The organism is Vulgatibacter incomptus (assembly GCF_001263175.1).
Lineage (GTDB): Bacteria > Myxococcota > Myxococcia > Myxococcales > Vulgatibacteraceae > Vulgatibacter > Vulgatibacter incomptus.
Map to the genome: position 1 here is coordinate 592,520 of NZ_CP012332.1, position 15,084 is coordinate 607,603.

Consider the following 15,084-nt stretch of genomic DNA (forward strand, 5'->3'; position numbering starts at 1 on the left):
TCATGGCCCTTCCCTTCGATCTCGTCGTGTTCCGGTGCGAGCTGGGTCGCCAGATCCTGGCGGTGCGCCGGGAGGCGGGGCTCACGCAAGCCGAGCTCGCGAACCGGGCGGGTGTCTCCAACGAGTTCCTGAGCCGGATCGAGAACGGAACCGGGATTCCATCGCTCGAGACCATCGGTCGACTGGCGGCGGCCCTCGGCCTGCCGGCATGCCAGCTCTTCCCGCCTGCCGAGGATCTGGGCGGCGCCGCCGCAAGCAGGCTCCTGCGCGTCGTCTCGAAGCTCGACGAAGGCGACCGCGAGCTGGTGGTCCGCCTGGCAGAGCAGGTCGCGAAGGCGCGCGAGGGTGCGGCCCCTGCCGGGCGCCAATCGCGATCTCGATCGAGGAGCGGATAGGGGTATCCGCGGTCGATCGCTCTGCTCCTGACAGAACGTCTCGGGACGTGTAGGTTCGCGCCGCGTGTTGGACCGGGCCGACGGACGAGGCCCGCACGAAGCGGCAGAGGATGGACATGGCAGAGTTCGACGAGAGCAGCACCGAGAGCAAGGAAGTCACGGCGGCCTTCGAGCAGTCGCCGGAGGCGCGTCCCGCCGCGATCACGGGCGAAGAGACCCCGGCGGACCTCCTCGCGACCGCGTTCCCCGCGTACGTGGGCCGGCAGGTCCGCGAGGCGGCGCGGCTGATGCGGCAGTCCGCCGACGGCGGCCACACGGTCTTCTGCACCATGTCGGGGGCGATGACCCCGGCGGGCCTCCACCGCTCCTGCATCGTGCCGCTGATGCAGCGGGGGATGATCGACGTCCTCACGACCACCGGTGCGAACCTCTATCACGACGCGCACCGGATCCTCGGCTACCGGATCCGCGAGATCGCGCCGGACGCCGGCGACACGATGTTGCGCGCCGCCCGAATCATCCGGATCTACGATCTGGCGTTCCACGAGGACGTGCTGCTGCACACGGATCGGCTCTTCGCCTGGCTGATGGCCAAGGAGGAGTTCCAGCGCACGATGACCACGGCGGAGTTCCACTACCTGCTGGGCAAGCACCTCCACGAGATCGAGACGAAGCTCGGCGTGGACCAGCACTCCCTCCTGGCCACGGCGTACGAGTGCGGCGTGCCCATCTTCGTGGGCGCTCCCTCGGACGGCTCGATCTTCCTGAACGCGGTGCGGCTGCGGGCGGCGCTGGGCGAGAAGTTCAAGTTCGCCCTCGACGGCAACGCGGACGTCTACGCCATGGCCGCCCTCCAGTGGCAGGCGCAGACCGAGGGCGACACGGCGGTGTGGATTCTTGGCGGCGGCGTGCCCAAGAACTACACGCTCCAGGGCGAGCCCACGCTCAGCCAGATCCTCGAGCTCGACGCCCGCGGCTTCGACATCGATGTGCAGTTCTGCGTGGAGACCGTGGACAACGGCGCGCTCTCCTCCTGCCCGGCTGGCGAGGGCCACACCTGGGGCAAGGTCTCCGCCGAGTGCGTGGAGAACGCCTCGGCCTACGTGCGCGTGGACGTGACCGCGATCTTCCCCTGGATGGTCCATGCCCTCCTGCACGGGGGGCGGCGCCGGCCGCTCAAGCGGATGTACGATCGGCTGCCGGAGGCGGTGGCCAAGCTGGACGCCGACGTGGGCGCCCAGCGCGAGAAGCTCCTGGAGGGAGTCTTCGAGACCCCTCGGGAGTTGAGGTAACGCCCAACGAGAGAGGAAGCCGATGAACCCCAGGATGCGAGCGCTCTTCGAGGAATACGCCGAAGCCCATCGGCACCCGACGAACCGCCTCACCCACAAGATCGCGATCCCGATGATCGTCTTTCACATCATCGCGATGCTCATGTGGATCCCCCTGGGGACCGTCTTCGGCCTCCACCTCACCGCCGCCCACATCGCCTTCGCCGGCGCGGTGGGCTGGTACCTCTCGCTGAACGTGAGGCTGGGCCTCATCATGGCCCTCCTCTACGCCCTCTGCTTCCCGCTCGCGGCGATCTCGCCGTGGCCGGTGGTGGTGGGGATCGCGCTGGTGGGCTGGCTCGTCCAGCTCGCCGGGCACGTGGTGTGGGAGAAGCGGTCGCCGGCGTTCCTGCGGAACCTGCTCCAGGCCCTCGTCGGTCCGCTCTTCTTCGTCGCGTCGCTGACGGGCGACTGGCCCGAGAAGCGCAAGTCCCTCGCCGGGGCGCGCTGACGAGCGAGTGAAGGAATCGGCCCCGCCTGAAGCGGGCCCGATTCCTTCAGCCGCGGTTCCCGCGGTCGCGCTCTTGGGTGGCTCCGCCTTCGGCTTCGCGTGCGCGGAAACGCTCGTCTTTTTCGTCTGCTCCGCCTTCGGCTCCGCGCGAGCGACTACCTCGGCCTCAGCTTCGGATCCTTCGGCTTCGACGGCTGCGCCTCCTGCCTCGGCGGCGGATCGGCGTGGATCGGCCAGCCCTTCGCGAGGAGCGTCTCGCAGGTGGTCCCCGCCGGCACCGGCGTGTAGGCGAAGTTGCCGCCCACCTTCTCCTCGGTGTCCTTGGCGACCAGGCCGATGCAGCCGCCCGACGTCTCGAGGATCTTCTGGGAGACGGAAGCCCGGAGCTCGCCGCGCAGCCCGCCGTCGACGAGCTTGCCCCTCGCGATCGACCGGCTCCGGCTCCCCACGTAGACCGTGCCGCCGCAGATCGGCGCGTCCACGGTCACGGTCGCGCCCGGCTTGCCGTCCCCGTCCACGTCCTCGGTGCTCCAAGTCGTCTCCCAGGGATCGGTCTCCCAGCGGTCGCCCTTCTTCCGGAAGGCGAACGTGGAGGGCGGCATCTTGGGGATGCCCTCGGGAAGGAAGAAGACGTGGACGCCGGCGAAGCGCGCGATCTCCAGCTTGCACTTCTGCTGGACCAGGCGGATCTCGTCGTCCGTCCGTACGACCCGGGCGATCTCGAAGATCTCGGTGCGGGTCTCGAGGGTGCCGAGGATCGGAACGGTCCTCGCGCCGATGATGAGCTCGTGACCTGCCCAGAGCTCCTCCTTTTCTGGTTTCGCCGAATCGGGGGGAACAGAAAGCGCAACCAGCCCAGCCGCCGCCAACCCAGCGAAGCGCACCCAACCTCCCCCGATCCACTTCGGACCCCCGGATGGGACGAACGCATCGGGCGCCGTCCCATGTGCGGGCAGGGAACAAGGAGGTATCGTCAGACGCGGATGTCCGGCCGCCTCCCCCGAGCCGGGCAGACCGAACGAGACGGGGAAGCGATGAACGAAGACGATCGCCCGGATCCGAAGGGCGAGACGACTCCCGTCGAGCCCGCCTCCAACGCGACCTCGCGCGACGAGGCGCGGTTCCGTGCGCTGATCGCGGCCAACAGCGACATCGTCTGGGAGGCCGATGAGGGCGGGCTCGTGGCGCCCCTGGTCGAGGAGCGGAGCTGGGAGGCCTTCACGGGCCAGACCGTCGCCGAGCAGCGCTCCCGCCCGGACGCCTTCCTCGACGTGATCCACCCCGACGACCGGGAGCGGATCTGGCGAGCGTTCTCGGAGGCCTGGGCCGAGGGCGGCAACTACGAGTGCGAGTACCGGCTGAGGCGAAGGGATGGCCCCTGGGTGCGGGTGGTCGATCGGGGCGTGTCCGTTCGAGTCCCCGGCGAAGGTCGGGGCGAGATCGTCGGGACGACCCAGATCGTCGAGGACGCGCGGCGGGCCGAGGAGCGGATGCGCTTCCTCCTCGACGCGAGCAAGCTGCTCTTCTCCCTCGACGCCGCGACGGCCGTGGAAGACCTGGTGCGCCTCGGCGTCCCGGAGATCTGCGACTGGTTCGCCGTCTCGATCAAGGGAGACGAAGGCGTCGGGATCCGCACGAGCGCCCGCCCGGGAGGAACGGTCGAGGCCCCGCACGATGCGTATAGCAAGTTGCTTCGGAGTGTATCCGAGAGCGGGAGGACCCTCTTCCTCCCGTTGGTGGACGAGGAGGGATTGCGGAAGCTCGGGCTCGGGAAGGAGGACTGCGCCTGGCTGCGGGAGCTCGGCCTGCGCTCCCTCCTCGTGGTGCCCATCCGCTCGCGGGAGCATCTCCTCGGCGCCATGGCGATGGCGACGACCCAGCGCCCGCTCCAGCTCGAGGATCTCGAGATGGCGCAGGAGCTCGCCCGCCGGATCGCCGCCGCCGTGGACAACGCGCGGCTCTACGCGGACGCCCAGGAGGCGATCCGCCTGCGGAACGAATTCCTCACCATCGCGTCCCACGAGCTGAAGACGCCGCTGACACCGTTCCTGCTGCAGCTCGAGGCGATCCGACGCAGGATGGACGAGCGGGTTCCGGAGTGGCTCCGCGACAAGCTCCAGATCCTCCGCAAGCAGGGCCTTCGCCTGTCGCGCCTCGTGGATCAGCTCCTCGGCGTCTCGAAGCTCACGACGAGCGAGATCGTGCTCGAGGAGGAGCGCGTCGACCTCGGGGAGCTGATCGGAGACGTGATCGACCGAGCGGACGAGCTGAGGATCCGCCAGGGCTGCACGATCGAGGCCGACGGGCCGGAGCGATTGGTCGGGAAGTGGGATCGGTCCCGGCTCGAGCAGGTGATCGCGAACCTCCTGAACAACGCCCTCAAATACGGCGCCGGTGCTCCGGTGCACGTCTCATGGGACGTCGACGGCGAATCGGCGGTCGTGAAGGTCCGCGATGAGGGGATCGGGATCGAAAGGGGCGATCAGGAGCGGATCTTCGGCCGCTTCGAGCGCGCCGTCTCCGCGAGGCACTACGGCGGTTTCGGCCTCGGCCTCTTCATCGTTCGCCAGCTCGTCGAGGCGATGGGCGCCACCGTCTCGGTCGATTCGGAGCCGGGCGCCGGCGCCACGTTTTCCGTGACCTTGCCCCTCGCCCGCGAATGAAGTCGGCTCTGGCTCCGCAGCGTTAGCGAGCCACCCTTGGTCGGGGCGTTGCCCTTTGCGGCCAGGCGACCTTCCTTGCGGATTCGATTCCACTCTTCCGTACGCACGCCCGCATCGCCGCAGGGGGCGCAGCCGGGCATTGCCTCGCCGGGCTGCCGTTCCCAAGCTTTGCCTCGACGCGCCCTCCGTCTGGCGAGGGCATGGTGGGGGGCGGGGCGATGGGGTGGCAGAGGTCGAGGCGCGAGGTCTCTCGCGCCCGCATCGGAGAAGCGGCCCAGGTCGGCGCGGCGGTCGCAGCGCTCCTGGCGCTCGCGGCGCTGGTCTGGTTCTCCGGCTGCTCGGGGGGAAGGTAAAGCAGAGCCCGAACGATCTCTCGGCGCCAGGCGAGATCCGCTTCGGCGCGGTTGTGGTGGGGAATCGGGTCACCCGCACCATCGAGGTGTCGAATCGCGGGATCGGGCCCGTCTCCATCCTCTCGATCGATGCGGAGGGCGAGCTCTCGCCGGCATTCGTACTCCCCCAGCCGCCGCCCTCGAAGCTGCTCTCCGGCGACACGGTGAAGCTCGATTTTTCGTTCGCGCCGACGGAGGCCGGCCGCCTGGCGGGACGGGTGCTGCTGCACACCGACTCGGTGGAGAACGCGGAGCTCGCGATCGAGGTGAGCGGAGAGGGCGTTTATCCCTCGGTGAGCTGCAGCCAGCGGCTGGACTTCGGCCGGGTGGTGCTGAACCTCGACAAGGTCCTCCGTATCACCTGCGTCAACAACGGCGCGGTGGCGGCCCAGGTGCAGGTCGCCGGCACGACGGGTCGGGACGCGGATCTCTTCTCGGTGGGCGCGAACCTTGTGTCCAACCCCGTGGAGATCGCAGCAGGCAAGAGCCAGCTCGTAGAGGTCCGCTACACCGCGCTGCGGCTGGGGCGCGCGGACGCACAGGCGCTCCTCCGCGTCACCGGGGCCGTGTCTCCCGACATCGCGGTCCAGCTGACGGGCGAGGGCTTCGCCAGCGATCTCGTCGCCGCGCCGAGCTGCCTGCGGTTCGACGGGGTCTCCCCCGGCGGCCACGCCACGCGGCAGGTCATCGTCTACAACGGCGGGTCGCAGACGGTGACGTTCCAGCCGCTGCACCTGGTGGACGCGGCGGGTGTGTTCCGGATCGTCTCCGTGGAGGTCGAGGCGCAGGAAGTCCCCCTCGAGACCCTCGCGCCGAACGCCAGCGCCACGGTGAACGTGGAGTTCGCTCCGCGTGCCGTCGGGAGCTTTCGGGGAACCCTCGTCCTCCACAACGACGACCCCGTGAACTCCGGCCTCGAGGTCTGCCTCGAAGGGCAGGGCGGCGGCCCCAATCTCCTGGTTCGACCGGGTGTGATCGACTTCGGGCGGATCGCCACCGGCATGAGGGTGAGCACCTCGCTCTTCGCGATGAACGTGGGCACGGCGGACGGCGGCCCGCTCGTGATCCGCAGGGTCTCGGTAGACGACGCCCACTTCTCGGTGGCGATGCCGCAGGTCACCCAGCTCTTGCCGAACGACGCCCCGGCGGTGATCGAGGTGGAGTTCCATCCGGACGAAGATGGGGAGTTCGCGGCCACGATCTCCATCGAGTCGAACGACGGCGATCAGCCGGTCTATTCGATCCCGGTCCGGGGCGACGCGAGGACCCTGCCCCCCTGCGATTACACGGTGGTGCCGGCGACGCTGCGCTTCGGCGCGGTGCAGGTCGGCGCGAGCGCGAAGCTCGTCGCGTCGGTTCGGAACACGGGGACCGCCGAGTGCATCTTCACCCAGGTCGGCATCGAGCCCGGCAGCGACTCCGCGTACTCGCTTCCCGACGGACGGATCCTCACGGTCTCGGTGCTCCCGGGCGATCGGATCACGATCCCGGTCCTGTTCGACGCGAGCCAGGCGGGCGATCACCAGGGCGCGGTGCAGTTCCAGGTGTCCAGGCCCGCGGCGCCGAACGGACGGATCCCCCTGGTCGCCACCGCCTTCAAGGGCTGCCTGATGGCGACGCCGGCGTCGGTCGACTTCGGGGAGAGGAGGCTCTCCTGCCCCGCGACCACGAAGTCGATCCTGGTCTCGAACAACTGCGAGGTTCCCGCCGTGATCAGCAGCGCCGCCGTCGGCGCGGGCTCCTACACCCCCGGCGAGTTCACGGTCACGGGGCTCTCCACGCCCTATACGCTCCAGGCCGGCAGGCGGGTCACCCTCACCGCGCGCTACACTCCGGTGGACGCCGGCGCCGACGGGGCCCCATACGAGATCGCCTCCAACATCCAGGCGCTCACGATCCCGCTCTTCGGAAAGGGGGCCACCGACGATACGCGGACCGACCGCTACACCCAGGACGCGAAGCCGATGGTCGACGTGCTCGTCGTCATGGACAACTCGGGCTCCATGACGGACAAGCAGGACCACGTACAGGACGAGAGCGCGCATTTCCTGCGCTACGCGATGGACCAGGGCCTCGACTTCCACGTCGGCGTCACCACCACCGGCATCATCCCGTCGGCGGGCTCGTGGACGAGGTGCCCGGGGGGCGTGGACGGAGGCGAGGCCGGCCGTCTCTTCCCCGCGAACGGGGAGCGCCCGCGCTGGGTGACACCCACGACCCCCAACGCGGAGTGGGTCTTCAACCAGAACCTCGAGGTCGGGCTCTGCCACTGGGACGAGCACGGCCTGGAGGGCGGGTACCTGGCCCTCTCCAGCCCGCTGGTCGACCACGCCAAGGCGCCGAGGACCTCTTTGCCGAACGACGGGAACCTCGGGTTCTACCGGGACGAGGCGCGCCTGGCCGTGATCATCGTCTCGGACGAGGAGGATTCGTCGCCGAGCGATCCGGCCTTCTACTCGGCCTTCTTCCGGAACCTGAAGGGGCCTGGGCGCGAGGGCGACACCGCCGTACACGTCGTGGTCGGAGACGGGACCTGCGGCGTCGTCGCGGAGGACTCGCCGAGGTACATGCAGGTGGCGCGTGAGACGGGCGGCACGGTGACTCCGATCTGCATGAGCGACTGGGGCGCGGGCCTCGCCGCGCTGGCGGAGAGGAGCTTCGGGCACCGGCTGCGCTACCCGCTCACGGGGACACCGACTTCGGGGGTCACGGTCACGATCGACGGCCGGGTCGTCGCCACCGGCTGGCGTTACGACTCGGGCAGCAACTCGGTGATCTTCGACGAGGCAAGCGCTCCGGCTCCTGGTGCCACGATCGAGCTCCGCTACATTCCCGCCTGCGGCACCTGACGTTCCGCTACTCTACCGACCGGTGATCCCCTCCGAGCCCAGACGCCTCCGCTTCGCCGACCAGGTGCCTTCGCCGCTCTCGCCGGCGGAGGCACGGGCGCTCCGCGAGCGGGTGATCGCCAACGTCGAACGCGCCCTCTTCGGCAAGCGCGATGCGATCGAGCTCTGCCTGGCGGGCCTCGCCGCCCGCGGCCACCTGCTCATCGAGGACCTCCCTGGTGTCGGCAAGTCGACGCTCGCGCTCGGCCTCGCCCGCTCCCTGGACCTGCCCTTCGCGCGGATTCAGTTCACGAGCGATCTGCTCCCCTCCGACATCCTCGGCCTCTCCACCTGGGACGCGAAGAGCGCCTCGTTCACGTTCCGTCCCGGGCCGATCTTCCACTCCGTGATCCTGGCGGACGAGCTGAACCGGACCCCGCCTCGAACCCAGTCGGCGCTGCTGGAGGCGATGGCGGAGGGGCAGGTGACGCTGGACGGAAGGACCACGTCGCTCCCCGACTCCTTCTTCGTTCTCGCCACCGTAAACCCGCGGGAGCAGCACGGCACCTATCCGCTGCCGGAGTCGCAGCTCGATCGCTTCCTGCTTCGTCTCACCCTGGGTTATCCGGACTCAGACTCGGAGCGAAGGCTCCTGCTGGGCCGGCGCGAGGAGGAGCCGGTGTCCACCCTCGGCCCCGTCGCGTCGGCAGACGACGTCCTGCGGCTGCAGCTCGCCGCCGCTCGGGTCCGGCTGGATCCGTCGATCGCCGACTACGTGCTGGCGATCGCCGCCGAGTCGCGATCCTCCGAGCGGTTCTCGCTGGGCCTGTCGACCCGCGGCGCCCTCGCCCTGGCCTCCGCCTCCCGCGGCCTGGCGATCCTCTCCGGCCGCGACTACGTGGTCCCGGCGGACGTGAAGCGGGTGGCGCCCTCGGTCCTCTCGCACCGGCTGGTCGCGGCGGGAGCGGACGCCTTCGACTCGGATCGCGGCGAGGCGGCTCGGCTGGTGGAGGAGCTCCTCGCGCGGATCCCCGTGCCGGAGTAGGCCGTGCTCTCCTGGGCCCGCCTGCGCGCCACCGCGAGGCTCTGGTGGCACCTGATGCGCATGCAGCGCGTCACGCGTGACGGCTGGTTCTACGTGGGTTTCACGGTCGTCGTCGGGGCCGCGGCGATCAACACGGGCAACAACCTCCTGCACCTGGTGCTCGGTCTCCAGCTCTCGCTGATCGTCCTCTCGGCGCTGCTCTCCGAGTCGGCGCTGCGCGGCGTGGCGGTGGAGAGGAGCCTGCCGCGAAACGGGGTCGCCGGGGAGCCCTTCGAGGTCCGGCTCGCGGTCACCAATCGCAAGCGCCGCCTGGCGTCCCACGCGCTGGTGATCTCCGAGGTCGAGGGCCCGGCCGCCGGGATGCGCCGCTTCGTCTCGCGGATCGCGCCGGGAGGCGAGGCGCGGCTCTCGTATCGGCTGATGATTCCGCGCCGGGGCGACGCCGAGCTCGGCGCGATCCGGATCACGACGCGCTTTCCCTTCGGACTCTTCGAGAAGAGCCGGGAGCTGCGGCTGCCGCAGGCGCTGCCGATCCACCCGCCTGGCCTGCGGGCGCCTCGCGCTTCGGCCCGGACGTCGTCTGGCGCCGGCGAGCTCCCAGAGCCTCGGCCGGGGCAGGGCGCCGAGTTCCACGCCCTCCGCGAGCTCCGGCCCGGGGACGATCCCCGCCAGGTCCACTGGCGCTCCACGGCGAGGACCGGGAGCCCGCGGGTGATCGAGCGCGAGCGCGAGCGACGACGGCGCGTGACCCTCCTCGTGGACACCCGCGGCGCCACCCGGCACGAGGAGCTCGACGAGGCCGCGGAGTCCTCCCTCGCCCTCGCCCGCCGCCACCTGCGCGCTGGCTGCGAGGTCGGGATCGCCTGGCCGGGCGGCTCGGTGGAGCCCGGCCTCGGGGCTGCACACCTCCAGCGGCTGGGCGACGCCGCGGCGCGGCTGGGGCCCGGATCGGCCAACGCGCCGGCGCCCAGGGCGCATCGGGGCGCCCAGGCCGTAGAGGTGCCAATCGTTCTCACTCGGGGTGTCGGGCGGGAAGGGCCGCGGATCGAGGACGAGCCCGGGCGCCTCGCCCAGGCACACAAGGGGCCTAGCCTCCACGTCTTCCAGCGGGCGAGCCTCCTGGCCGCCTCCCTCGCGGCCTTCGGCTCCCTGGCCGTCTCGGGAGAGCTCGCCGGCTGGGCCGCCGCCATCTTCGCCGGGGCCGCGGCGCTCGGGCTCGTCGTCCGCGAGGGCGGCGCCGAACGCTTCCGGCTGGGAGCCAACGTGCTGGCCCTGGGGACCCTCGGGGTCCTGGCGCTCCAGGTGTTCACCGGAGCCACGAGCATCATCGTGGCAGCGCCCACCTTCGCCGTGGTGCTCGCGGCCTCCCGGCTCCTGGGGCGAAAGGGCCCCACCGACGACGCGCTCCTCCTCCTCGCCGCGCTGCTCATGCTGGCGGGCGGCGCCGCGCTGACCGGCGAGCTCTCCTACGGCCTCTTCTTCGCGGCGTTCTCGATCGCCGGCACCGTCGCGCTCTGCCTCACTCTCCTGCGGCGCGAGGTCGAGGCGGTGGACGGCGCGGGCGCGTCCCGCCGGAGAGGCACCGTCAGCGGCGCGCTGATCGGCGCCCTCGGCGCCCTCTCGCTCGCCGTGCTCGGAGGATCGGCGCTCGTCTTCGTGCTCTTCCCGCGGGTCTCGGCGGGTCTCGTCCGGCACGGCGCCGGGCACGCGAGGGTGGGGGGCGGCGCAGACCGAATCGAGCTCGGCGGCGTGGGCGTGCTCAAGGACGATCCCACGCCGGCCATGCGCGTCCGCTTCCCGGAAGGCGCGCCGGCGGGCGAGGTCTACTGGCGCACCACCACCTTCCAGCGCTGGGACGGCAGGGGATGGAGCCGCGGCGGGAGCAGTCGGCAGCCCGTGGCGGGCGGCGGCGGGCTCTACCTCCTGGGGCAGGCGCGGCGGGCCTCGGTCCAGGCGGAGGTCGAGCTCCTGGCCAGCGAGCCCGGCCTGCCGACGCCGGGGGAGCCCCTCGAGGTTCGCTTTCCCACGGATCCGCGCAGGCCGGCACCGCTCCTCCTCGAGGGCGTGGACGGGACCCTGGAGGTCGCCGGTGGCATGGAGTCCCGCTATACGATTCGCGCTGCGCTCCCAGGCGGACGTGCCGCCGGCCGAAGTCGTGCGATCGGTGCGCGGGACGAGCGCGAGCTGGCCGCCTACCTCGAGGTGCCGAGCGCCCTCGATCCCCGGATCGTCGCCCTAGCAGGGAGCTTCGACGAGGGCGATCCACGGGAGCTGGCCGACTCGATCGTGAGTCGCCTCGGGGAGGAGCTCCGCTACACGCGGGAGCTGCCGGGGGAGACGAGGGATCCGCTCGCGAACTTCCTCTTCGAGCGGAAGCAGGGACACTGTGAGTACTTCGCGAGCGCACTCGCGATCCTTTTGCGCCTGAAGGGCGTTCCGGCCCGGGTGGCCACCGGCTACTACGGCGCGAGCCGGGTCGATGGGAGCGACTACTGGATCGTCCGCCAGGGCGACGCCCACGCCTGGACCGAGGCGTGGATCGCGGACGCCGGCTGGGTGCGCTTCGACGCGACGCCGGCCACCGACCGCTCGGGCACCGCCGACGGCGTGGTGGCGCGGCTGTGGGAGCTCGTCGATCGGCTGCGCTACCGCTGGGGGAGCTGGGTGCTCGACTTCGATCGGGGCAGCCAGCGGGAGCTCGCCGAGAGCGTCGCCGAGGCCCTCGCGGCTAGGCAGGGCGCGGGCCGATCCCTGACGCCCGCGGCGCGCTTCGGCGTGGTCGCGCTCTGCCTCGGATTGGCGGCGTGGCTGCTCTTCCGCTTCAGGCAGCGGATGCGCGAGCCCGGAGTCGAGATCCCGTCGGCGCACCACCGCGAGGCCCTGCGCCTCGTCCGCGCCGTGAAGCGCGAGCTCGGCAGGCACGGCGTCCGGCTCCATCCGAGCGCGAGCGGCGCCGAGTGGGTCGATGCCGCCGCCCGGGATTTCCCCGAGAAACACGGCGCCGTCGAGGCGGCCGTCGCGGCCTACGAGGCCGCCCGCTTCGGCAACCGCGCGCTCACGCGTGCCGATGCCACACGATTGCGCCGCGCGCTCCGGGGCAGGTGAGGTCGCCACCGCCTACGTAGCGTTGGCAACCAGGAGCCGGGCTCGCGCTTCCGCGACGCCCGCATCGGAGCGACCTCGCTCAGGCCGCGGCGATCGTTCGCTCCAGGGTCTCGCGCTCTTCCATGAGCTCGAGCATGCGCTCTTCCGCCGCGTCCTTGTCGACCTGCAGCTCGCCGAGCTTCACGTAGTCGCTCGCGAGGGCGGGATCGAGGAGCTGGGAGTCGAGGCCGTCGACGCGGGCCTGGAGCGCGCCGAGCTCCTTGTCGACCGCGACCAGCCGCCGCTCGGCGGCCTTCCGGGCGTTGGCGTCCGCCTTCCGCTTCTCGTGTCCCGCGCGGGCATCGAGGGCGGGCGAACCCGCCTCTGGCGCCCGGACAGCGACGGCCTGCGCTGCCGCAGCTGCCTCGCGACGCGCCCGGGCCTCGAGGAAGGAGCTCGCGTGATCCTCCAGCCGCGCCTCGCCCGTGGAGGCGTCGACGTCGAGCCAGAGGATGCGCTCGCAGGTCCGCTCGAGGAACCAACGGTCGTGGGAGACGCAGACGAAGGTCCCCTCGTAGTCGTCGAGGGCCTGCTCCAGCGCCTCGCGGGCCTCGGCGTCGAGGTGGTTGGTGGGCTCGTCGAGCACCAGGAGGTTGAAGCCGGCGAGGGTGAGCTTCGCCAGGGCGGCCCGCGCCCGCTCGCCTCCGGAGAGGGTCCCGATCACGCGCTCGGCCTCGTCGCCCGAGAAGAGGAAGCGTCCCGCGTGGGAGCGGAGCGCGCCGTCGGGCAGCGAGGGGCGCGCCTTGCCGAGCTCCTCGAGCACGGTCCGGCTCCCGTCCACGGCGGAGAGCTCCTGATCGTAGTAGCCCACCGAGACCTTGCCGCCCACGCGGATGAAGCCGTCGGCGGCAGGTACCTTGCCGAGGAGCGCGCGCAGGAGCGTCGATTTCCCGGCACCGTTCGGCCCCACGATCCCCACGCGGTCGCCGCGGCGGATCGTGAAGGTCGCGCCGGCGACGAGCGTGCGACCCTCCACGGCGAGGCGGAGGTCCTCGGCGGCCAGCACTTCGAGCTCCGAACGACCCGACACACTGAGCGAGATGCGAGCCGTACCCTCGGTGTGGACCGCCTCCACCCGCTCGAGCTTCTCGAGCATCTTCCGCCGAGCCTGGGCCTGCTTCGTGGCTTGCCCGGCGATGTTGCGCCGGATGAAGTCCTCGGTCTTGGCGATGAGGGCCTGCTGCCGCGCGTGGGCCTCGGCCTGCTGCTCGCGGGCGAGCTCGCGCTGCTCGAGGTACGAGCTGTAGTTCCCCGTGTAGAGCGTCAGCCTGGCACGAGCGATCTCTCCGATCCGCGAGACCGCCGCGTCGAGGAAGCTGCGATCGTGGGAGGCCACCACCACGGCGCCGGCGTAGCCCTGGAGCAGCTCCTCGAGGAACTCCGTCGCACCCAGGTCGAGGTGGTTCGTCGGCTCGTCCAGGAGCATGAGGTCCGGCGCCTCGAGCAGGAGACGGGAGAGCCCGAGCCGGGTCCGCTCGCCGCCGGAGAGGGCGGAGACGGGCTGATCGAAGGCGCGCTGGGAGAAGCCCAGGCCGGTGAGGATCTTCTTCGCGCGGGCCTCGGCGACGTACGCGCCCCGGCGCTCCCACCGCTCGTGGAGGTGCCCGTACTGCTCGAGGAGCGCCGGATCGCCGTCGGCCAGGCGCGGCTCGAGGGCCCGCAGCTCCGCCTCCAGCTCGCGCAGCTCGGCGAAGGGCTCCAGCGCGCTCTCGAGCACCGTGCCGCGGGCCAGATCGTCGATCTGCCGCAGCCACCCGATGGCGAGGCCGCGGCGGCGGAGCACGCGGCCCTTGTCGGGCTCGAGCTCGCCCTTCAGCACGCGGAGGAGGGTGGATTTGCCGGCGCCGTTGCGGCCCACGAGCCCGAGCCGCGCGCGGTCGTCGAGGCGCAGCGAGAGGGCGTCGAGCACGGGCTCGCCGGCGAAGGAGACTGTAGCCTGGTCCAGATCGAGGAGCATCTGCCGATCCCAACATCGTGGAAGCGGCGCACCATACCCCGCGAACGCGGCATCGGCACGGACAAGCCGGCGCCAGGCGCCGGAATCCGTCACGGGTGCCTAGCCGGGGCTAATAGTCGAAGGGCACGTAGCTGGCGTCGGAGTAGCCCCAGCGGATGCATTGGATCAGATCGTCTGCGGCCCAGCGCAGGCCTTCATCCCAGCCGACCGGGCGGATCGGATCGACGCCCACCGCGCTCACGAGGGGCCCGCCGGTCGCGAGGCCGAAGAGGTTGAAGCGGATCCACGGCGAGAGCGCGAGGCCGGGCGTCTCCTCGACGCCCTGGATCAGCTCCAGCGGGCGCTCGTAGTACCAGATGCCCGCGATGCGGAAGAGCTCCCGGGCGTAGGCCTCCTTCTCCATCCAGCAGCGCTGCTCCTCGAGCGCCGGCGGATAGGCGGACGCCGGCGGGTACGCCTCGGCGTAGGGCTGGGAGTAGGGGTAGGCCTCCGAAGGCGCGGCAGGCTGCGCCGGCGCGGGTGGGGCCGCCGGGGCCCGGGCCGGAGCGGCGGGCGCCACGGGCTTGGGAAACGGGACCTTCATCACGGTGAGGGAGCCGGTGGCGCCGGGCTCTTCAGGCCCCGATTCGATCCGGTACCAGCCGCCCGGGATCTGGATCGTCTCGCCGACGGGCGGCGGGGCAGGGAGGATCTCGGTCGTCGCCTCGCGGCTCGAGATCGTGCCGGAGACGTCCTGGCCCTGATCCTCCCCCGGAGGAGCGGCCAGGGCGTCCCCGCAGATCAGCAGGCCCGCCGCGAGGACCCCGAACGAGGAAGTGGCACGCATGCGAGCCTCCTTCCTCGAAAGCTAGGCGTGGAGTCAGGTCCGGACACGCCCC

At 71.3% G+C, this 15,084-nt stretch carries 11 protein-coding genes; 8 read left to right on the forward strand and 3 right to left on the reverse strand.

Annotated features, from left to right (window positions below; all coding sequences use genetic code 11):
* Positions 1 to 2 precede the first annotated feature (2 nt).
* The 3 genes from AKJ08_RS02375 to AKJ08_RS02385 all read left to right on the forward strand — a co-directional run bounded on the left by AKJ08_RS02375 (position 3) and on the right by AKJ08_RS02385 (position 2,177).
* A complete protein-coding gene (locus tag AKJ08_RS02375; protein ID WP_050724598.1) occupies positions 3 to 395 on the forward strand; it encodes a helix-turn-helix domain-containing protein in 393 nt (130 codons plus the stop codon).
* Positions 396 to 511: 116 nt separating this feature from the next.
* Complete coding sequence (locus tag AKJ08_RS02380) at positions 512 to 1,687, forward strand: deoxyhypusine synthase family protein (protein WP_050727401.1); 1,176 nt, start codon at positions 512 to 514, stop codon at positions 1,685 to 1,687.
* A 22-nt stretch (positions 1,688 to 1,709) separates the two neighbouring features.
* The gene (locus AKJ08_RS02385) at positions 1,710 to 2,177 is read left to right on the forward strand and encodes an Mpo1 family 2-hydroxy fatty acid dioxygenase (protein ID WP_050724599.1); all 468 of its coding nucleotides are present in this window, start codon (positions 1,710 to 1,712) and stop codon (positions 2,175 to 2,177) included.
* Positions 2,178 to 2,332: 155 nt separating this feature from the next.
* On the opposite strand, the gene AKJ08_RS02390 is transcribed toward AKJ08_RS02385, so the two are convergent.
* Complete coding sequence (locus tag AKJ08_RS02390; RefSeq protein WP_157370427.1) at positions 2,333 to 3,061, reverse strand: hypothetical protein; 729 nt, start codon at positions 3,059 to 3,061, stop codon at positions 2,333 to 2,335.
* A gap of 150 nt (positions 3,062 to 3,211) precedes the next feature.
* Here AKJ08_RS02390 and AKJ08_RS02395 point away from each other — a divergent pair, with 150 nt between their 5' ends.
* The 5 genes from AKJ08_RS02395 (at position 3,212) to AKJ08_RS02410 (ending at position 12,210) form a co-directional block, all read left to right on the forward strand.
* On the forward strand, positions 3,212 to 4,840 hold the full coding sequence (locus AKJ08_RS02395; protein WP_050724601.1) for a sensor histidine kinase: 1,629 nt from the start codon (positions 3,212 to 3,214) through the stop codon (positions 4,838 to 4,840).
* Between the two features lie 218 nt (positions 4,841 to 5,058).
* Positions 5,059 to 5,193 (forward strand): hypothetical protein, encoded by a 135-nt coding sequence (locus AKJ08_RS20595; RefSeq protein ID WP_276202204.1) that lies wholly within the window; start codon positions 5,059 to 5,061, stop codon positions 5,191 to 5,193.
* Positions 5,175 to 8,081 (forward strand): choice-of-anchor D domain-containing protein, encoded by a 2,907-nt coding sequence (locus AKJ08_RS02400; RefSeq protein WP_276202198.1) that lies wholly within the window; start codon positions 5,175 to 5,177, stop codon positions 8,079 to 8,081. The genes AKJ08_RS20595 and AKJ08_RS02400 overlap by 19 nt, the downstream gene beginning before the upstream one ends.
* A gap of 22 nt (positions 8,082 to 8,103) precedes the next feature.
* The gene (locus AKJ08_RS02405) at positions 8,104 to 9,105 is read left to right on the forward strand and encodes an AAA family ATPase (RefSeq protein WP_240475415.1); all 1,002 of its coding nucleotides are present in this window, start codon (positions 8,104 to 8,106) and stop codon (positions 9,103 to 9,105) included.
* Positions 9,106 to 9,108: 3 nt separating this feature from the next.
* Entirely contained in the window at positions 9,109 to 12,210 is a 3,102-nt protein-coding gene (locus AKJ08_RS02410; protein WP_050724603.1) for a transglutaminaseTgpA domain-containing protein, read from the forward strand.
* 79 nt (positions 12,211 to 12,289) lie between these two features.
* Here AKJ08_RS02410 and AKJ08_RS02415 read toward each other — a convergent pair whose 3' ends face one another.
* Both AKJ08_RS02415 and AKJ08_RS20070 read right to left on the reverse strand, forming a co-directional pair.
* The gene (locus AKJ08_RS02415; protein WP_050724604.1) at positions 12,290 to 14,206 is read right to left on the reverse strand and encodes an ABC-F family ATP-binding cassette domain-containing protein; all 1,917 of its coding nucleotides are present in this window, start codon (positions 14,204 to 14,206) and stop codon (positions 12,290 to 12,292) included.
* Positions 14,207 to 14,315: 109 nt separating this feature from the next.
* The gene (locus AKJ08_RS20070) at positions 14,316 to 15,032 is read right to left on the reverse strand and encodes a hypothetical protein (protein WP_050724605.1); all 717 of its coding nucleotides are present in this window, start codon (positions 15,030 to 15,032) and stop codon (positions 14,316 to 14,318) included.
* Positions 15,033 to 15,084: the final 52 nt, after the last annotated feature.